An 18,865-nucleotide genomic window follows, 5' to 3' on the forward strand; every position below is an offset into this window, starting at 1 on the left:
AGAAGGACGGCGCAGAGCGATGCGGGTCCATCTCTCAAGCCGCCCGACGCAGTGGGTAGCAGGTTTCAGCCAACCCGAAGGGCCGCATGCCTTCAAGTCCTGAGAAGGATTTTCGTCTTGAACGTACCCGCCAGGTATGCCCTTCGACGCAAATCCTTCTCAGCCCATAAAATCATTGCGGCAGAATGCGTCATATTAATCGTACAGTGCTAATCATCCGGCACCAGATCGGTGAAACCAGCCGGTCGTTTCGACGGAGATGATGATCCCGGCGTCCGAAAAGGCGGGCGCTGAAACGGCGATTGCAGATGAGGTCGAGCGCCCGCTTTGATTCCAAGAGATGCCGCCAACCCCGGTCGGGTTTGCCGAAAAGGACGGTTTCAGGTTGACTTGATGCTTCGGGGCAGGTTCAACAGCAACGATACTCTTGAAACAAGACCCATCCCATGACCACCATCCTCATCACCGGAACCAATCGCGGCATTGGTCTGGAAATGGCCAGACAGGCTTTGGCCAAGGGCTGGACCGTCTATGGCTCGGCGCGCAGCGCGGTCACCGATCCTGACGCGCATATTTGCGAGCATCCAAACTTTCATGATCTGGTGTTTGATGTCACAGACCGCGCTGCGGTGCGCGCGGCTGCGGCCAGTCTAGCCACGCCGATCGATATCCTGATCAACAATGCCGGCATTATCGGGCCGGAGCGGCAATCGACGCTTGATATGGATTTTGACGGGTTTGCGAAGGCGCTTGCCGTCAACACGCTGGCGCCTTTGGCTGTGGCGCAAGCTTTCCTGCCTCATCTCCAGCGCAGTACAAATCCGCGTATTCTCACGGTCTCATCCTGGATGGGCAGCCTGTCGCACGCCAAATCCGACCGGATTGCCTACCGGGCATCGAAAGCGGCGGTCAACAAGGTGATGCAGGGGCTGGCGACCGATCTCGAGCCGATGGGCGTGGCCGTGGCGATGCTGCATCCCGGCTGGGTCCGCACCGACATGGGCGGAGCGGGCGCCGACATCGATGCAGCCACAAGTGCGGGCGGGATCCTCAATATCGCCGAGGGCCTGACGCTTGAAGGCACGGGCCAGTTTTACAACTGGGACGGCTCCTCGCTCGTTTTGTGAGACGCAGGCGCTATTTCATCCGGCAGCAGAACGGGAAGAACGGGGCGCTGAGGCCGGGGGCGCCGGTGGGCGTGAAGGTGAAGTCGCGCACCGCGTCGCTCTCGTCGGTGCAGCCGCCGGGCGTGTAGGCGATCGAGCCGGTCACCGGATGGCTGGTTTCAAGCTGCCAGGGGTTTTCGGTGGTGAAGCTGATGCTGCCGGGCGTGGTCTGGATACCATCGCCGGAAAAGGCGTCGATGAAGTTTGCACTCATGTTGCCGTCGCAGCTCAGTTCCAGCGCCCAGTTGGGCTCGAAGCCTGAGCAGATCATGGTCTGGCCGGTTTCGAGCAGGCCGTTGCAGGAAAGATCGGCGGCGAGCGGGGCGGCCGTGTGGCTCAAGGTGAGTGCGAGGGTCAGGCACAGCGGCCTTGCAAGTCTGTTCGCAAGCGTCATCGATGATCTCCCGGATCAATGGTTGCAGCTCCCCGAAACCGGATATTAGCACAGTCTTTGTGCCAGGTGAATTGATGCCGCTGCCGCTGATTGGTATTTCGATCTGCGCCACGCCGCGGATCATTGTGTTCGCCTGCCACGCCCGGTTTTACGCCATCGCGCTGAAGCCGGTGCTGGCGGCAACGCTGCTGGTGCTGGCGCTGATGCTGGCCATGCTGATGATGGCGCACCGGCTGCCCTCCAACGCGCTGCCCTGGCAGGGTTTGGCCGGGCCGGGCAAGACGCAGGACCGATAGTTCCGGTTCATGTTTTTTGATTGGTTCATCAGCGGGGTATTGGGTATGTCTCAACCCTGATGGATTTTTCTGCCTGGAGCGCCCCATGACCCTTCCGATGTTTCCCGCCGACGCGCCCGTGTTGCCCGAGATCAAGCCGGCGCGGCGGATCAAGGGGCATGTATCGGCGGTGCTGGCAGCACTTGGCGGCGATTTTCCAACCCAAGATGTGGCGCATCTGACAATGGGGTTTGACGGGATCGAGGGCGATTACCATGCCGGGCCGACCCGCAAATCCGGCGGCCGCGAGCCCTGGTATCCACGCGGCACCGAGATGCGCAACGAACGCCAGATTTCGATCGTGGCCGCCGATGAACTGGCGCTGGCTGCGGCCCAGATGGGCATTGACCGGATCGACCCGGAATGGATCGGCGCCAATCTGGTGATCGACGGCATTGCGCTGGTGTCGATGCTGCCGCCGCGCACGCAACTGTTCTTCGAAGGCGGCGTGACGCTCAGGATCGACGGCGACAACGGGCCCTGCCTGATTGCCGGCGCGTCGATCGCCAAGAATTTCCCCGAGATGGACGAGACCAGCCTGGCGCTCGGCTTCGTCAAGGCCGCCAAGCGCCGCCGCGGCGTTGTCGCCTGGGTGGAAAAGCCCGGCGTCATCAACAAGGGCGAGGCCGTTACCGCGCATATCTGGGAACAGTGGATTTACCCTGTGCGGTGATCGCCGTCGCGTCATTCCGCCTCAATTGCATTTTGCTGCGCCATGCGCCGCGCTCGCGGTCAAAACGACAATAAGTTTGGCCATAGCGACATTGCGCTTGCCTTCCCGACAAGAATGACATAAACATATCTTTATATCATTTTTGAGGTTGCGAATGCTGTCCCTGTCTCCCCTTACTCTTGAGGAATGTGTCGAGGTTCTCAAAGCCGCGGGCGAGCCGACACGGTTGCGTCTGATTGCGCTTCTAAGCCAGGGTGATCTGACGGTGAGCGAAATGACCGAGGTGCTGGGCCAGTCGCAGCCGCGGATCTCGCGCCATCTCAAGCTGCTTGGCGAGGCCGGGCTGGTCGAGCGCTATCAGGAAGGCGCCTGGGCGTATTTCCGCATGACCCGGGATGGAGTGCGGGCCAGGCTGATGCAGCACGCCTTGAGCGCAGCCTCGCGCTCGGATGCGCATCTGGCGCGGGATGGCGAGCGGCTGGCGATCGTCAAGCAGGCCCGGGCCAGCCGCGCCGAAGCCTATTTCTCCGCCAATGCGGAGAGCTGGAACGATCTGAGAAACAGGCATGTCGCCGATGAGAAGGTGGAGACGGAAATCCTCAAGCTGATCGGGCGGACGCCGTTTGACGGGCTGCTCGATCTTGGCACCGGAACCGGCCGCATGCTCGAGCTGCTGTCCGACCGCTACCGCCGCGCCATCGGCATTGATTCAAGCCGCAACATGCTTTCCATTGCCCGTGCGCAGCTCGATGAGGCCGGCATCACCCATGCCTCGGTGCGTCAGGGCGACATCTTCAATTTGCCGCTCGAACGCGAGAGCTTTGATGTGGTGACCATTCACCAGGTCCTGCATTTCCTGCACGATCCGTTGCCGGCTATTGCCGAAGCGGCGCGCATGCTGCGGCCCGGCGGTCGCGTCGTGGTGGTGGATTTCGCGCCGCACGACTACGAAGAACTCCGGCTTGAGCATGCTCATGCCCGGCTCGGCTTCAGCCAGTCCCAGGTTGCGGACTGGCTCAAGCAATGCGGATTGACAGTCGAGAAGATTGTCGATCTGCCCGCCGGATCCGGCAATGAGCGGACCCTGACGGTCACCATCTGGCTGGCCCGCGACCCCCGCCTGCTGATTGCCTCCGACCCGACATTTACAAGTACAGGAACAGCCTAATATGACCAGCTCCTCCCGCGCCAGCGCACAGGATTCCTCCGAGCGCATCAAGGTGTCCTTCGAGTTCTTTCCACCCAAGAATGGCGACATGGAAAGCCAGCTGTGGGAAAGCATCAGCAAACTGGCGACGTTTCAGCCTGACTTCGTGTCGGTGACCTACGGAGCCGGCGGTTCGACCAAGCAGCCGACGCTCAACACGGTTTCCCGGATCTGTAGCGAAACGGCGCTTGCGCCGGCTGCGCATCTGACCTGTGTCGGCTCCGACAAGGCCGCTGTGGATGCGGTGGCGCGGGAATTCCAGGACGTTGGCGTCAATCATTTCGTCGCCCTGAGGGGCGACCCCCCGGAAGGCGTTGGCGCGGCCTACCAGCCCTATCCCGGCGGCTACGCCAACGGCGCCGAACTGGTCGCGGGGCTGCGGGCGCTCTCGGATTTCGAGATTTCAGTTTCCGCCTATCCCGAGCGCCATCCCGAAAGCCCGGATTTCGCCACCGACATCGACATGCTCAAGCGCAAGGTCGATGCTGGCGCCACCCGGGCGATAACCCAGTTCTTTTTCGACAACGACATCTATGAACGCTATGTCGAACGGGTCCGGCGCGCCGGCATCTATGTGCCGATCGTGCCCGGCATTCTGCCGATCCACAATTTCGGCCAGGTGGCGCGATTCTCCAAACTCTGCGGTGCAACCGTGCCGGACTGGCTGGCGCGGCGGTTTGACGGGCTTGAAAAAGACGCCGAAACCCGCGCGCTGGTGGCCGCAGCGGTTGCCGCCGAGCAGGTCAACGATCTGGTCGAACGCGGAATTGACGATTTCCACTTCTACACCATGAACCGGGCCCAGCTGGTCTACGCGATCTGCCATATGCTTGGACTGCGCGGTGTCGATACGACCGCGGTCGGCGCTGCGGCCTGAACCGCACAAAGATTGTTGGAAAACGAAAACGGGAGCGCCAAAACGCTCCCGTTGTCATTTTTTTGACTGTTATTCAATGCTTTCAAGGTCAGATGAACAGCATTGCACCAACAAATATGAACGCTGCACAGATCACAAGGGCATTGAGCGATTGCGTAAATCCCATGGTGGTCCTCCATCGCGTTTACAGACAAATGATAGTCACGGCTTCGGCTCCGTGGAAAGCGAAATCGTTGCTGCAGTGCAGCTATTTTGGGGTAAAATCATCCTTCATCCCATATTAAAGCATTGAAAAATAAAAATTATACCCGTGTTCATATTCTGTTAAGAAACTGTCAAATGCCTCTTACAGGTGCGTAAACCACAGGTGCACCCGAGAGGATGTTGCCACTTTTGTGCTGCATTTCCTTCCGTCTGGCTGCCTTGGGAGGTCGAGTAGACCCGATGACAAGCAGTGAGATGGGCCCTGTACGGCAGGGCAGAAAAGGACTTTGGGCCTGGGGCCGTGGTGTCAGGCTTTGAATGCCTGTTCCAGTGCGGCGGCGACACTCAGCAGCGCCTTGTCCCGGCCAAAGCGGGCGACCGCCTGAATGCCAAGTGGCAGACCGGCCTCGTCGCTGAAACCGGGGATGCTGATCGCCGGAGTTCCCATGAGTGTCCAGAGCTTGTTGAAACGCGGATCGCCTGTCGTCTCCAGCCCATGCGGCGCGGCACCTGGCGCGGATGGCGTGAGCAGGATGTCGACCTCGCCGAACAATGCCCGTGTGGCGACGCGGCCACGCTTGGCAAATTTGCGGGCCTCGTCATAGGCTTCGGGTGAGATGGCCTGACCACGCTCGATGGTCCCGGCAAGCAACTGGCTCATCTGGTTGCGGTACAAGGCAAGATCGGGCCCGCAGGCAAGACCGGCCTCGTAATTCTGGATGTTTGCATGGGCGTCTCGGGCCAGCGCCATGGCTTCGGGTTCGCCGATCTCGCCGACGTCGAAGCCGGCATTGGCGGCCATGTCGGCGGCCTTTGTCAATGCCGCGCGCATTTCCGGGTCGGCTCCTTCGAGAAGCGCGCAGCGGTAGAGGCCAACGCGGATCTTTTGCCGGTCGGAAGGTTGTTCATCCGGCCCGGCGCCCAGATCGCGGCCGGTTAGCAGTGCGGCGAGCAGCGCCACATCGGCAACGCTTGCGGCAAACAGGCCGACGGTGTCGAGCGAGGGGGCAAAGTGCTTGATGCCGCTGATCGGCAGCAGCCGGTAGCTTGGTTTGTAACCGGCAATCCCGCAGAAGCTTGCGGGACGGATTACCGATCCGCCGGTCTGGGTGCCGAGTGCCGCCGGGATCATGCCTGCTGCGATGGCCGCGGCGGAACCGGAGGACGAGCCGCCGGGGGTATGGGCGTGATTGTGCGGATTGACGGTGACGGCGGGATTGAGAAAGGCGAATTCGGTGGAGACGGTCTTGCCGATAATGGTGGCGCCGCGCCGCCTGGCGAGATCGACGATCGCCGCATCGACACGGGGACGGTGGCCTTCATAGGCAGGTGAGCCATAGGTGGTCGGCTGATCGAATGTGTCGAAGATGTCCTTGATGCCGATTGCCACCCCGGCCAACGGTCCCTCAGTGCCGATGACGGGCTCGGCGGGCAAGTGAGCGAAGGCCTTGATGACGGCATCGTTGCGCGCGATGGCGTCGCGGCTGAGCGCCACCATCAGCTTCGGATCGGCGTTGCCTTCATCGCGTGCCCGGATCAGGGCGGCAAGACTCATCATGCGGTTTTCGGCCATCCCGGCGGCTCCCCTCAAAGATGTTTAGACGGAACAGAACCGTCTATGTGCGCTTTATGGCCAGCCTGTTGTCCAGTGACAAGAGCCCCAGCGCAATCAGAGCCAGACCGAGCGCTTCGCTCAGTGACAGGGTTTCGCCGAGAAACAGGACTCCGAGCAGGATTGCCGCCGGCGGCACCAGCAACGTGACCAGCGAGGCGGAGGTGGCGCCGGCGACACTCAGGATCCGGAAGAAGACAATATAGGCGAAGGCCGTGCACAACAGCGCTAGCGCCAGGATCGAGGCAATCACATTGGCGGGCGGCGCCTGCAACGCCCATGGCTGATCGACCACCAGCATAAGCGGCAGCATGATCAGGCTTGAAGCGGTCAACTGGCCGGTTGCGGTGATGCGCGGAGACAGGCCCTTGAAGCGCTTTCCGAATGTGGCTGCAAAGCCATAGGAGATCGCCGCGCCAACCACCGCAAGCTTGGCCCACAACGGGCTGTCGGCGATACCGAGTGCTGCCGGGCCGATCAGCAGCACCATGCCGGCCAACCCGAGCGCGCAGCCGATCAGTTTGGCTGGCGTGATTTTTTCATCGGTGGTCATGGCCTGCGCCACCAGAACCGCCCACAGCGGCGTGGTGGCGTTCAAGATTGAGGCGAGACCGGAGCCGATACGTGTCTGGCCGAGGAAGATCAGCGTGAAGGGGATGGCATTGTTGAGAAGCCCGAGAACAAGAAGTTCGCGCCAGCGGCTGACAAGGGTGCGGTAGAAATCCGGCATTCGCCCGAATGCCACATGCAACGCCAGGGCTGCGAGGCTGACGCGAAAGAACACCAGCGTCATGGGCGGAACATGCTGTACGGCGATGCGGCCGAAAAAGAACGATCCGCCCCAGATCAGGCCGAGCAGGATGAGAAGGCCCCAGGTGGTGGCGGACATGGATGCGGCTGTGGAGCCGGGGAGCGGGGAAGCGGGCATGGGAGGGAGGCCTCGTATTCGGTTGGTGCGGACTGAGTGACACGGCGGCTGACCCGACGCCACCCGAAATCAGCAGCCTGGACCACAGCGCTGGCATTTGCCCGGCGTCTGGCCTGTTGATAGGATCCGATCCAAAATCAGGAGATCCTAATGCAGCGATTCGCCACCGGTACCGACGCCGCCCTGACGCTGAGGCCGGACCATCCGCTTTACTGCTTTCGGCCGAAAGTGCTGAAACAGGATGCGCTACAGTTCATGAAACTGTTTCCCGGAGACACCGCCTATGCGGTCAAGACCAATGGTGAACCGATGGTGCTCAAGACACTGGTCGAGGCCGGTGTGAAAATCTTTGACGTCGCCTCGCCGGGCGAGTTCGAGGCTGTGCGCGCCGCATCGCCGGACGCGGAAATGCTGTACATGCACCCGGTCAAGGCACAGTCGGATATCCGTCTGGCGCTTGAGACTTACGGTATAAGGGTGATGTCGCTCGACCATGAGGACGAGATTGCCAAGGTGCTCAGGATCGTGCGGGCGCTTGATCTCGATCCGGGCTCGATCAGCATTTTCGTGCGGCTGCAGACCAAGGGTCACGCGATGTACGAGCTGTCGAAGAAATTCGGCGCCGCACCCGGCCATGCGGTCGAACTGGTGCAGCGGCTCCATAAGATAGGCTTCAAGGTTGGTCTGTGCTTTCATGTCGGCAGCCAGGTAGAGGAAGCCGAATCCTATGAGCTGGCGCTCAAATCCGCCGACTGGGTGCGAAACCGCGCGGGCGTCACCCTTGTCGGGCTCGATGTCGGCGGCGGATTTCCCGCGGTCTATGGGCATGACCCGAACCGCAAGGCCAAGCCGATGCCGCCGCTCGAGGAACTGATGGGCGAGCTCAAGTCGAACATCACCGAATGGGCCTTCGACGACGTGCCGCTGGTGGCCGAACCCGGCCGCGTGGTGGTGGCGCGGGCGTTTTCGCTGGTTGTGCGGGTGCTGCTCAGGAAGGGCAAGCGGCTCTACATCAATGACGGCATCTGGGCCTCGCTGTCTGATAGCTGGACCGGCAAGATCACGCTTCCGGCGCGGTTCATCCCCGATCCGGCACGGCGCATCCGCAAGGGCAAGGCGGAAAACGTGGTGGCGTTCAAGGTCTGCGGCGCGACTTGTGATTCCGTCGATATCCTGTCGAGGCCATTCTGGCTGCCCGAAACTGTGGACACCGGTGACTGGATCGAGATCGGCCATATCGGCGCCTATTCGCTGTCGTTGAGAACCCGGTTCAACGGGTTTTATCCCGATGATTTCGTCGAGGTGACGACGCCCTTCGGCAACGAGGGCGCGCCGGACGGGTTTGCCAGCCTTGAAACCATGGCGGACTGAGGGCAAAGCTGCGGCGCCGGGGCGAGAAGCGCTGCAGGACTTCGAAATGATCGATGCCGCGTTTGGATGAATAGACTTGAACACGACAAGCATTCGGGAACCAATGGGGCGTGTCACGGGTTGACCGGTGCCGGCATTGGCGGATTGGGGCAGTACTTGCGGTCATCCCGATGACGGCTTTGCAGAGCTTGAAGCAACCTGGAAGGCAATTATGGACACTCCGATTTTTTTTGATGACTGGGCCGGCATCGGGCGGATTATCATCACCGGGGTTCTGGGCTATGCGGCGCTGATCGTGATGCTGAGGACGTCGGGCAAACGGACATTGAGCAAATTCAACGCCTTTGATTTCATTGTCACCATTTGTCTGGGCTCAATGCTGTCGTCGATCATCATCACAAAGTCGGTGCCGCTGGTGGAAGGCATCGTCGGGCTCGGGCTCTTGATCATCCTGCAATTTGGCATCACCTGGCTGTCGGTGCGCTCGCGCACATTCGAAACACTGGTCAAGAGCAACCCGACGCTGCTGGTGCATCGCGGCGCCTATCAGGACAAGGCGATGCGGGCCGAGCGGGTGTCGAAGGAAGAGATCTTTGCGGCTGTGCACGCCAATGGCCTGACGGAGATGTCGGATCTTCATTCCGTGGTGCTGGAAACCGATGGGTCGCTGAACGTCTTCAAAGCCGTCTGAAACGGGCTTTGCACAGCACACGGCGCTGCGCGCATCTGTCACGCGGTCTGGCGCCAGGTGTTGACATAAAATGATTACGGGCTGTGAGCCTTCCGGCCCATCTGGAGAGATGCAATGCCAAAACTGATCCGCTTCATATTGATCAACTCGGCGCTTGGCGTGTTGATCGGCTGGGCCGTGGCGGCAGGCGTCGTGTATTTCAACATCAACGGCTTTGGCGATCTGGTGATGGGCTCGTCGAGCCGGATCGCGGCGGTGTTCATCCTGCTGATGTCATTCGGCTCCACCTTCGGCTTCGCGGTGATGGCCACAGCGGTGATGCTGATGCCGGTCGACAAGGACGAGTTCGACAAGCTGTGAGTGATGCGCCGCGCTATGACGGGCCTCAGCGGTAGATCAGGGTTGGCAGCCACATGGTGAAGATCGGGAAGAACGTCACCAGCATCAGCACCGCAAACAGTGGGATCAGGAACGGCGCCGTGGCGCTGACACAGCGTTCGAACGGGACTTTCGACACGCGCGAAAGCACATAGAGCACCATGCCGACTGGCGGGGTAAGCAGCCCGATCATCAGGTTGAGCACCAGGATCACGCCGAAATGCACCGGGTCGATACCGATATGGACCGCAATCGGCAGCAGCACCGGCACCAGGATGGTAATGGCGGCAACCGTTTCCATAAAGCAGCCGACGATGAGCAGGATGACGTTGATCAACAGCAGGATGATGATCGGGTTTTCCGACACACCGAGGATCAGCGCGGCGAAATGCTCTGGCACCCGGTTCGATGTCAAGATCCAGGCGAAGATCGAGGCGGCGGCAACGATGAACAGCACCACAGACGTGGTCTCGATGGTGTCCATCGAGACTTTCAGAAAGCGCCGCACAGTCAGCGTGCGGTAGACGAATAGTCCGAGGATCAGCGCCCATGCACAGGCGGCAATGGCAGCTTCCGTAGGAGTGAAGGCGCCCGAGAGGATGCCGCCGGCAATGATCACCGGAGTGAGCAGCGACAGGAATGCACGGATGAAGGCCCGCCCCAGAATGGAAAACCGGAAGGCCTGGTCACGCGGATATTTGTAGCGGCGGGCGTAGAAGGCAACCATGACCATCAGCGCGATTGCCATCAGCAGACCGGGAACAAAGCCGGCGGCAAACAACTGACCAATGGAAGCGCCCGCGACAACACCATAAATCACCATCGGCAATGACGGTGGAATGATCGGACCGATGGTCGAGGAGGCGGCGGTGATGCCGACCGCGAAGCCCGGATCGTAATTGGCATCGCGCATGGCCTTGATCTCGATGGCGCCGAGTCCGCCGGCATCGGCGACGGCTGCGCCCGACATGCCGGCAAAAATCACCGAGGCGCCGATATTGACATGGCCGAGCCCGCCCGGCAGCCAGCCGATCATCGCCTTGGCGAAATCGAAAATGCGTTCGGTGATGCCGGCGGTGTTCATCAAATTGCCGGCGAGAATGAAGAACGGCACGGCCAGCAGAGGAAAGGAATCGACTCCATTGATCATCCGGTGGGCGACGACGAGGCCGGGCACATGACCGTCGAGCAGGATGAACACGGCCGAGGAGCCGGCCAGCGCGATGGCGACCGGGACGCCGAGCATGATCAGCGCGAAGACCATGACGAAGAGAAGGGTCAGGAGCATGGTGTGCCTTTGCTCGAAGCGAAGAGGGCTATGGCGAGGCTAGTCAAAGCGTCGGGCCGGTTGCCTTGGCGGTTTCGGGGTCGATCAGCCGGCTGCTGCCGGAGCGCAAGTGGCGCCAGAACACAATCAGCGCGTAGATGGTCATGGCCAGAAAACAGGCGGCGATGAACCAGTAGATCGACGATTTCGGAAAATTGAGCGAGACCATCTTCTGCTGGGTCCTGCCGGCCACCTGGGTGCACAGAAAGCCCATGAAGCCGTAAAAGACGATTGAGACGATATCGATGAAATATTGCAGCGCCTTGCGTACCGGTCGCGACAGCCAGCGAAACGCCAGCTCGACAGCGATGTGGCTTTCGCGCCGGACCGCCATGATGGCGCCGAGAAAGGTCACCGCGATCAGCAGGAAGCGGGCGATTTCTTCGGTCCAGCCGAGCGAATTGTTGAGCACATAACGGGTGAAGAACTGCAAAAACACGACGAACGCCAATGCCCAGAAGACCGATAACACCAGACCGTCGTCCCACTGGAAACCGGTCAGGTCCTCGTCTTCCTCATGGATCAGTTTGGCGATCGAGGATTGAGCTGTGGATTGGTCTATTGTTGGCATCAGGCAACCTCCGAAGGGACTGAGAGGCGGCGGCCACCGGCCGCCGCGCAACGCAAATGTCCGGACTTGGCTACTTGATGGCCTGCAGCTTGTCGTAGGTGGCCTGGTCCCAGGTGGCGTCAGCACCATTGTGCAGCTTCATTGTGGCTTCGCGGAACGGTGTGCGATCCACTTCGTTGACGCTAACGCCCTGGTCCTTGAACCACTGCACCAGATCCTTTTCCTTCTGGGTGATCTGGTCACTGGCGCAGACCGCTGTCGCATCGAGCACGCCGTCAAGCGCTGTCTGGTCTTCGGGGCTCATGGCGCCCCAGGCCGGACCGCCGACGATGGTGAGAAGCGCGTCGGTGATGTGGCCGGTCAGCGTGATGAACTTTTGCACTTCGTAGAACTTCTTGGCCTGGATGGTCGGCAGCGGGTTTTCCTGGGCGTCGACGGTGCCCTGCTGCAGAGCCAGATAGACCTCGGCAAAGGCGATCGGCGTCGGGTTGGCGTCGACAGCCAGCGGGAACATCATGTAGAGCGGCGCGTTGGGGACGCGAATTTTCAGGCCCTTCATGTCCTCGGGTGTCTTGATCTCGACATTGGATGTGACATGACGCTGACCGTAATAGGTCATGGAGGTGATGTGGTTGCCCGAGGCATCCTCATAGCCCTTCGACATGTCGGCGAAGAGGTCGGAATTGCGGTATTTGTCCCAGTGATCGAAGTCGCGGAACATGAAGGGTGCGCCGCCGATCGCGATCGGTCCATAGGAGCGCCCGGCAAACAGCTGGCCGGTGTAGATGATGTCGACTGTCCCCAGCCCGAGACCCTCGTTGATGTCAACTTCCTTGCCCAGCGAAGAGGCCGGAAAGACTTCGATATCGTAGCGGCCATCGGTTGCCTTTGACAGCAGCTCGGACGCTGCGACAGCGCAGGTGTGGTAGGGCTCGCTGGCTTCATAGACATGGGCCCATTTCAGCGTTGTCGGCGCGGCAAATGCCGGCACGGATGTCGCCGTCAACATTGTCGATGCCAGCGCGGCCAGTGCAATATCTCGAATTTTCATGGATAGTTCCTCCCAAAACTACAATGACCTCGATGGAGGCCCGTTGCGAATTCTCCTCTGCATCACACGGGTATCTGCCACATGATCTCAAATTCATACTGGTATACTAGAATAATGACAAGCATATCCTCGCGTCAGTTTGCTCATGATTGCCAAACGGCGAGGGGTGAGCGCCGATCGAGACCTGGCGTTCGGCGCCGGGCCAGCGGGTTGGTTGGCCATTGTGACTGGGCAATGGTTCGGGTGCTGCACTGCGGAAACAATTGTTTTGCAAGGCTTTCGTGACCGGTCCCGATCCACTAGTCTGATCGGGCAAGGAGCTTGAATGGACGAGAAACTCGCCAAGGCGGTTGAAGCGGCAAACAACGTAGTGGAAGCTGCGGCCCACGTGGTCGACGCGACAGTCCAGTCAACCCATCATGGCCAGGCAATGGTGGCGATTGCGATCGCGGTGGCCATCGCGGCGCTGATGGGGCTGGGCTTCATGCGGTTAAGGCAGCCGCCGCTGGTGGGTTTCATCCTCGCCGGGCTGGCGCTGGGCCCCACCGGTCTTGGCGTGATCTCGACTTCGGAAAATGTCTCGCTGCTGGCCGAACTGGGCGTCGTGGTGCTGTTGTTCTTCATCGGCATGGAACTGTCGATCAAGGCGTTTGTGCTGAGCCTCAAGCAGGCGGTGCTGGTTGCTGTCGGGCAGCTGGTCGCGGCAATGGCGCTGGCGGCGCTGTTGGCGTTCACGCTGGGCGCTAGCCCGTCGGAGACCCTCATTCTGGGGTTCATCATCGCGCTGTCGAGCACCGTGGTGGCGATGAAGATGCTCGACGAGATGGGAGAATTGCGCCAGGCGCCGGGACGGGTTGCCGTGGGTGTGTTGATTGCGCAGGACATCGCCGTGGTGCCGATGCTGATCCTGGTGTCCAGCCTTGGCGGTGAAACCATTCATTTTGGCGAGGTGGCGTTCAAGGTGGTCGTCGCCGTGATGCTGCTTGCCGGGCTGTTGTGGTGGTTCGGCCGCAATCCGAAACTCAGGCTGCCTTTCGCCGAAGCGATAGAGAACAATGTCGACCTGCTGGCGATCGGCTCGCTGGCTTTGTGTTTTTCCGCCGCCGCGCTCTCCGGCCTGGCCGGGCTTTCACCGGTTTATGGCGCGTTTCTCGCCGGCATCATCGTCGGCAATTCCACGCTTCGCAGCCGGGTGATTCCGGTGATCGAGCCGATCCAGAGCATTCTGCTGGTGGTTTTCTTCCTGTCGATCGGCCTGTTGATCGATCTCGACTTCATACTGGCCAATGTCTGGCTGGTGTTGGCCGCAGCGCTTCTGGTGGTGGCGATGAAGACCGCGCTCAACATCTTCCTGCTCAGGATCACCGGTTCGGATCCGAAGACAGCGCTGCTGGCGGGTCTGTCGATGGCGCAGATCGGCGAATTCTCCTTTGTGCTGGCAGCCGCAGGGTTTGCTTCGGGCGCCTTCGGGGCTGATATCTACCGTCTGGCCATTGCGGTGACCGCGATCTCGCTCTTGGTATCGCCGCTCTGGTTCAACCTGATGGAGCGTGTCGAAGACCTCGCCAATGAAGGGCTGGGATCCTACAGGGAAGCACTGGCGCGGGCCTATGAGGACGAACTCGACGGCGTGGAGAATGTGATGTGGGCGGTCAGGGCGCGCTACCGTGCGGCTCGTTTCGCGCTCTATCAGCGCCGCGCCCGCCGCACCGCCGTCAAGGCCGGCGGGGCCGGGAGCGATGCGCACAATCCGGATGCGCCTGCCGAAGCCATGACGGCCGATAGTCCCGCGGGCGAGGCTGTGGAGCCTGGCCCGGCCGCAGTGCAACCCGATGCTCCGGTCAATGCCCCCGACGCGAACCAGTCCGAACTGCCGCCCTCGATCAATCGGGCCGCGACGGGACCGCTGGAGCAGGCTGCTCCCCCTCAACCGGACACGCCGGTTGCCAAACCCTCCAGACGGCGCAAACCCTCACAGCCGGTTGAGTAGATCCTGGTCCGGCCAACCGTCGGCGGGCAGGCCAAGCCGCAGCTGCTCGGCGCGGACGGCTGCGCGGGTGCCGCCGCCGAGGATGCCGTCGATCTTGCCGACATCATGACCGCGCGCAGCAAGTTTTTGCTGCAGTTGTTTCATCTCCACATCGCCAAGCCCGTCGCCGGGATTGCCCGCGTCATAGGGTTTGGCGCCGGCAAGCCGGGCTGCGAAATAGGCCGCTGAGGTGGTGTAGATGAAGCTCTGGTTCCATTCGAGATAGATCGAGAAATTCGGAAAGACCAGAAAAGCCGGCCCGTTGCGGCCCTGCGGAAACAGCAGATCGGCGGGCAGATCCTGTGAGGTGGGAGTGCCGTTGCGGAAGGTCACGCCGGCTGCCGTCCAGTCGCTCAGCTTCATGTTCTGGCCGAGGCCGGATTTCTCGAAAGGAAACGAGCCGGATGGCAGCGAGACTTCCGCCAGCCACGGCTCGCCCGCGCGCCAGCCCAGGGATTTGATGAACCTGGCCGCGGTCATGATCGCGTCAGGCGAGGATTTCTTGAGATTGACGTGACCGTCGCCGTCGCCATCGACGCCATAGGCGATGATATCGCGGGGCAGCATCTGCACCTGGCCGATTTCGCCGGCCCAGGCGCCGGTGGTGCCGCGTGGATCGAGATCGCCATGGCCGACCATCTCGATGGCCGCGAGCAACTGCGGGCGAAACAGTTCGGGCCGGCGGCAGTCATGCGCCAGCGTCGCCAGCGCGTTCAATGTGTTGAAATCGCCCTGCACCGCGCCAAAATCGGTCTCCAGCCCCCAGAAGGCGGTGATGACGGCGGCGGGCACGCCATATTCGGCTTCGGCGCGGGCGAAGGTGTCGGCGTATTGCTTGATCTTCTTGGCGCCGACCTGCATGCGGTTGGCGCTCACCGAACGTCTGGAGAATTCGAGAAATGTCTGCCGGAAGACCCCTTGCGCGCGGTCGCGTGAGAGCACCTTGTTGTCGATCGAAGCCCCGCGCAGTGCCTTCTGGGCAACATCGGCGCTGACACCCATGGCAATCGCCTCGTTCTTCACGCCCTCGATGAACTGGGCGAAATTGCCGCCGCAGGCGGGCGCCTGGGCTAAGGCCGGGGTTGCCGCGAGGCCTGCAAGCAGAAGGGCTAAGGGAAACTTCGATGTCATGATGGCTTCAACTCCTGATGGGATGGCGAACCGACCCCAGATTTGTGGCAATGATGAGGTGATTTCCGGATTGCTGCAAAAACAGCTGCCAGTCTACCGCCCGTATTTCCACAGCCATTTGCGCCATTCTTCCTTGCTGCCGGCAAAGGCGTTGATGTCGGTGTCGCCCTTGATGCCGGGCATGATGCCGGTGCCGGTGTATTGCCACAGGGTCCAGGGATGATCGGGGTAGATGTCCTGCGGGTGGGCAGCGACCGAGCGCAGCCAGAACTGGTAGCCCTTGAAATGGCCGTCGAGGTTTTCGCGGTGGAAATCGACCGGGGTGTAGATGATCGGCCGCTTGCCGTAATGGCGGCCGACGATGTCCATCCAGATCTTCATTTCCGAGCGCACGGTTTCGGGATCGGGGCGCGAGGTGCAGGTTCTTGATGCGTGGTTCCACTCGACATCGAGAACGGGCGGCATCTGCACCGAGGCGCGCGGCACATTGGCGATGAACCATTCCGCCTGTTCGCGCGCCGGACGGCAGAAATAATAAAAATGATAGGGCGCATGGGCGATGCCGGCGGCGCGCGCGCCGCGCCAGTAGCTGTCATAGCGGTCGTCGGTGTGGTCGCCGCCTTCGGTGGCCTTCATGAAGACGAAGGCTATGCCAGCCTTGCGGACCTCGTTCCAGTCGATCTCGCCCTGCCACTTGGAAACATCGATGCCGTGGACCGGATATCTGTCCGGATGGTGCTTGCCGAAATCCACCGGCTTGCGGTCGCCATAGCGTCCATTGCCGGGGGGCGGCAGTTTCTTGACGGAGCTGGGGTCGGACACAGACCGGGTGGCATTCGCCGGGCGTTTACCGCCGCCGATCGGTTCCAGACCTTCCGTCAGGCTGGAAGAATTGCAGCCGGCCAGGCCAAGCGCCGCCATGACAAGCAGGGCTGCGACCAGCGGGCTTGCGCCAGGCCGGGGTTTTGACTGCGGCGGCGACCGCCGCGTTTGCGCGGCCGGCGTCCTGTCCGTGCGGGGGCGGGGGCGGGGTTTGTTCATGGGTGATTTTGTGTGTGTCATCAAGGCACTACAGCTTTTGGGCTTGTGATTGCATCCCGCCTGGAAATTGAGGGCAAGGCCGGATTTCCAGCCTTTCTACCGACAAAAGCTTAAGTTTTGAAAAACAAAATAAATCATGTGTTTACCACAAAAATTACGGGTGACATTTTGTTAAGTCCTGCATGGGCATGATGCATTTGGGAACAGGAGTATTTAGCATGACGCTGAATTCTTATTTGCCAAAAGCATTCAGGCGATATGCAATCGCTGGTTTGGCAATCGCATCTATTACACCTCTGGCGGCTTTCGCCGGAGAAGTTCTTGTCGCCGGGGGAAGCGGGTTTGAAACCGCGACCAGCCCGCTTGGTCTGGCCGCAATTGCCGCGCCGATAGCGGTAACCGGACTGGTGGCAGGACTTGAGCGCCGCCATAACCGTCTTGCCCGGCGGTTCAAGAAGGAGCGCGCCAGGGCCGCACAACTGCGCCAAGCCGCCTATCACGACAGTTTGACAGGTTTGGGCAATCGCCATGCCCTGACCGAAAGCGTCGACCGGATCCTCGCGGGCAAATCGGATCGGCCCGGCGGTCTGACGCTGCTGCTGATGGATCTCGACCGGTTCAAATACATCAATGACACTTTGGGCCATGCCGCGGGTGACGCGGTGCTCAAGACGCTTGCGGGGCGGCTGCGCGAGCATTGCAGCGCGGACCACCGCGTCTACCGGCTTGGCGGCGACGAATTCGTCGTGCTTTGGGAAGGTTCGCAGCCACAGGACGCGATTGCGGCATATTGTGAAGATCTCGCAGTTACGGTGTTTCGTCCTGTCAGCCACGGCAGCGGCACCATTGAAACCGCGGGAAGCATCGGCATTGCCATATCGGACGGCAAGGGCGCGGTTTTGTCGGATATACTCAAGCGTGCGGATCTGGCGCTCTACCGTGCAAAATCCAGACCCGGAACCAATCACTGTTTTTTCTCCCAGGACATGGACACCGATTACCGGCAGCGGCGTGAACTGGAATCAGCGATGCGCGAGGCTGTCGCCGAAGACGCTTTCCGGCTCGACTATCTGCCGGTCATCAAGGCCGGGACACTGACGCCGTCGGGGTTCAAGGCCAGGCTGTGCTGGACCCGTCCGGGTTACGGAGATGTGCCGCAGAATGTGTTCATGCCGATGGCGGAAGGCAGCGGGCTGATTGTGCTGATTGGAAAATGGATGCTGCGGCAGGCGCTTGGCGATGCCTGCAGCTGGCATGACAATGCGGAAATCACGCTGCCGGTGTCGGCGCTTCAATTTCAGGATTCCGGTTTCGCGTCCATGGTGTTGACGGCGCTGAAAGACGCCAGGCTTGCCCCCGGGCGGCTGGTTCTCGATGTCCACGCCAAGTCAAGCATCGGTGAATGCCCGGTGGCGCTGGCCAATCTCGAGGTTTTGCGTGCCGGAGGGGTTCAGATCGCGGTCAGCGAACTCGCTGCCAGCGTTGCCGGGCTGTCGACGGCGCGTCTCTTTCCTGTGGACCGGGTCCGGCTTGATCTGGGCAAGATCAAATCGATCGCCGGAGAAAAGCGGATGGCCGAGATGCTGAACCTGTTCCTGCAGCTCGCATCCACCGTCGGTACGCCTGTGACGCTGACCGGCGTCGATACAGAGCACGACCTGAAGATTGCCTGTGCGGCCGAGCCGGCGGAAGTGCAGGGCGATTTCGCAGGCACCGCACTGAGCGCCGGACAAGCACTGGAATTCTTCACCTCGATGGAGGGGCTGGCGCGGCTCCGCCCCGACAACCACAACACTCCTGATAACAAGAGCCTTCTCAAGGCCTGCTGACCGATCCAGCGGTGTTCACGCGCTGGATCAGTCGGTTCGCCTTGCCTGAT

General features: G+C 61.1%; 18 protein-coding genes. 10 read left to right on the forward strand and 8 right to left on the reverse strand.

All coding sequences use genetic code 11. The annotated features are described in order from the left end of the window. The first annotated feature begins 446 nt into the window (after window positions 1–446). The gene (locus ABJN75_RS02205) at window positions 447–1,127 is read left to right on the forward strand and encodes an SDR family oxidoreductase (RefSeq protein WP_348436429.1); all 681 of its coding nucleotides are present in this window, start codon (window positions 447–449) and stop codon (window positions 1,125–1,127) included. 10 nt (window positions 1,128–1,137) lie between these two features. On the opposite strand, the gene ABJN75_RS02210 is transcribed toward ABJN75_RS02205, so the two are convergent. After that, the gene (locus ABJN75_RS02210; protein WP_348436431.1) at window positions 1,138–1,560 is read right to left on the reverse strand and encodes a hypothetical protein; all 423 of its coding nucleotides are present in this window, start codon (window positions 1,558–1,560) and stop codon (window positions 1,138–1,140) included. 74 nt (window positions 1,561–1,634) lie between these two features. Here ABJN75_RS02210 and ABJN75_RS02215 point away from each other — a divergent pair, with 74 nt between their 5' ends. From ABJN75_RS02215 to metF, 4 genes are all read left to right on the forward strand, one after another. Beyond that, window positions 1,635–1,856 (forward strand): hypothetical protein, encoded by a 222-nt coding sequence (locus ABJN75_RS02215; RefSeq protein WP_348436433.1) that lies wholly within the window; start codon window positions 1,635–1,637, stop codon window positions 1,854–1,856. Between the two features lie 85 nt (window positions 1,857–1,941). Beyond that, entirely contained in the window at window positions 1,942–2,568 is a 627-nt protein-coding gene (locus tag ABJN75_RS02220; RefSeq protein WP_348436435.1) for an MOSC domain-containing protein, read from the forward strand. Window positions 2,569–2,722: 154 nt separating this feature from the next. After that, a complete protein-coding gene (locus ABJN75_RS02225; protein ID WP_348436437.1) occupies window positions 2,723–3,736 on the forward strand; it encodes a metalloregulator ArsR/SmtB family transcription factor in 1,014 nt (337 codons plus the stop codon). A 1-nt stretch (window position 3,737) separates the two neighbouring features. Further along, on the forward strand, window positions 3,738–4,652 hold the full coding sequence (metF, locus tag ABJN75_RS02230) for a methylenetetrahydrofolate reductase [NAD(P)H] (protein ID WP_348436439.1): 915 nt from the start codon (window positions 3,738–3,740) through the stop codon (window positions 4,650–4,652). A 511-nt stretch (window positions 4,653–5,163) separates the two neighbouring features. Here metF and ABJN75_RS02235 read toward each other — a convergent pair. Together ABJN75_RS02235 and ABJN75_RS02240 are read right to left on the reverse strand one after the other, a co-directional pair. Further along, window positions 5,164–6,429, reverse strand: coding sequence for an amidase (locus ABJN75_RS02235; RefSeq protein ID WP_348436441.1), 1,266 nt, complete (start codon window positions 6,427–6,429; stop codon window positions 5,164–5,166). Between the two features lie 43 nt (window positions 6,430–6,472). Next, the gene (locus ABJN75_RS02240) at window positions 6,473–7,396 is read right to left on the reverse strand and encodes a DMT family transporter (protein ID WP_348436443.1); all 924 of its coding nucleotides are present in this window, start codon (window positions 7,394–7,396) and stop codon (window positions 6,473–6,475) included. 150 nt (window positions 7,397–7,546) lie between these two features. Here ABJN75_RS02240 and ABJN75_RS02245 point away from each other — a divergent pair, with 150 nt between their 5' ends. The 3 genes from ABJN75_RS02245 to ABJN75_RS02255 all read left to right on the forward strand — a co-directional run bounded on the left by ABJN75_RS02245 (window position 7,547) and on the right by ABJN75_RS02255 (window position 9,818). Further along, window positions 7,547–8,767, forward strand: coding sequence for an alanine racemase (locus ABJN75_RS02245; RefSeq protein ID WP_348436445.1), 1,221 nt, complete (start codon window positions 7,547–7,549; stop codon window positions 8,765–8,767). A gap of 211 nt (window positions 8,768–8,978) precedes the next feature. Continuing rightward, entirely contained in the window at window positions 8,979–9,458 is a 480-nt protein-coding gene (locus tag ABJN75_RS02250) for a YetF domain-containing protein (RefSeq protein WP_348436447.1), read from the forward strand. Between the two features lie 114 nt (window positions 9,459–9,572). Further along, window positions 9,573–9,818 carry a hypothetical protein gene (locus ABJN75_RS02255; RefSeq protein ID WP_348436449.1) on the forward strand — a complete coding sequence of 82 codons (246 nt, stop codon included), beginning with the start codon at window positions 9,573–9,575 and terminating at the stop codon, window positions 9,816–9,818. 25 nt (window positions 9,819–9,843) lie between these two features. Here ABJN75_RS02255 and ABJN75_RS02260 read toward each other — a convergent pair whose 3' ends face one another. The 3 genes from ABJN75_RS02260 to ABJN75_RS02270 all read right to left on the reverse strand — a co-directional run bounded on the left by ABJN75_RS02260 (window position 9,844) and on the right by ABJN75_RS02270 (window position 12,785). Further along, complete coding sequence (locus tag ABJN75_RS02260; RefSeq protein ID WP_348436451.1) at window positions 9,844–11,124, reverse strand: TRAP transporter large permease; 1,281 nt, start codon at window positions 11,122–11,124, stop codon at window positions 9,844–9,846. Window positions 11,125–11,167: 43 nt separating this feature from the next. Beyond that, the gene (locus tag ABJN75_RS02265) at window positions 11,168–11,734 is read right to left on the reverse strand and encodes a TRAP transporter small permease (RefSeq protein ID WP_348436453.1); all 567 of its coding nucleotides are present in this window, start codon (window positions 11,732–11,734) and stop codon (window positions 11,168–11,170) included. Between the two features lie 70 nt (window positions 11,735–11,804). Continuing rightward, window positions 11,805–12,785 (reverse strand): sialic acid TRAP transporter substrate-binding protein SiaP, encoded by a 981-nt coding sequence (locus ABJN75_RS02270; RefSeq protein ID WP_348436455.1) that lies wholly within the window; start codon window positions 12,783–12,785, stop codon window positions 11,805–11,807. Between the two features lie 325 nt (window positions 12,786–13,110). Here ABJN75_RS02270 and ABJN75_RS02275 point away from each other — a divergent pair, with 325 nt between their 5' ends. Beyond that, window positions 13,111–14,775 carry a cation:proton antiporter gene (locus tag ABJN75_RS02275; protein ID WP_348436457.1) on the forward strand — a complete coding sequence of 555 codons (1,665 nt, stop codon included), beginning with the start codon at window positions 13,111–13,113 and terminating at the stop codon, window positions 14,773–14,775. Here the strand turns inward: ABJN75_RS02275 and ABJN75_RS02280 are convergent. Together ABJN75_RS02280 and ABJN75_RS02285 are read right to left on the reverse strand one after the other, a co-directional pair. After that, window positions 14,758–15,945, reverse strand: a complete 1,188-nt coding sequence (locus tag ABJN75_RS02280; protein WP_348436459.1) for a lytic murein transglycosylase — start codon at window positions 15,943–15,945, stop codon at window positions 14,758–14,760. The genes ABJN75_RS02275 and ABJN75_RS02280 overlap by 18 nt on opposite strands. 93 nt (window positions 15,946–16,038) lie before the next feature. Next, on the reverse strand, window positions 16,039–16,986 hold the full coding sequence (locus ABJN75_RS02285; RefSeq protein WP_348436461.1) for a GH25 family lysozyme: 948 nt from the start codon (window positions 16,984–16,986) through the stop codon (window positions 16,039–16,041). 218 nt (window positions 16,987–17,204) lie between these two features. On the opposite strand from ABJN75_RS02285, the gene ABJN75_RS02290 reads away from it, so the two are divergent. Then, window positions 17,205–18,815 carry a diguanylate cyclase gene (locus tag ABJN75_RS02290; protein ID WP_348436463.1) on the forward strand — a complete coding sequence of 537 codons (1,611 nt, stop codon included), beginning with the start codon at window positions 17,205–17,207 and terminating at the stop codon, window positions 18,813–18,815. Window positions 18,816–18,865 lie beyond the last annotated feature (50 nt).

Source organism: Hoeflea sp. (assembly GCF_039975035.1).
Classification (GTDB): domain Bacteria; phylum Pseudomonadota; class Alphaproteobacteria; order Rhizobiales; family Rhizobiaceae; genus Hoeflea.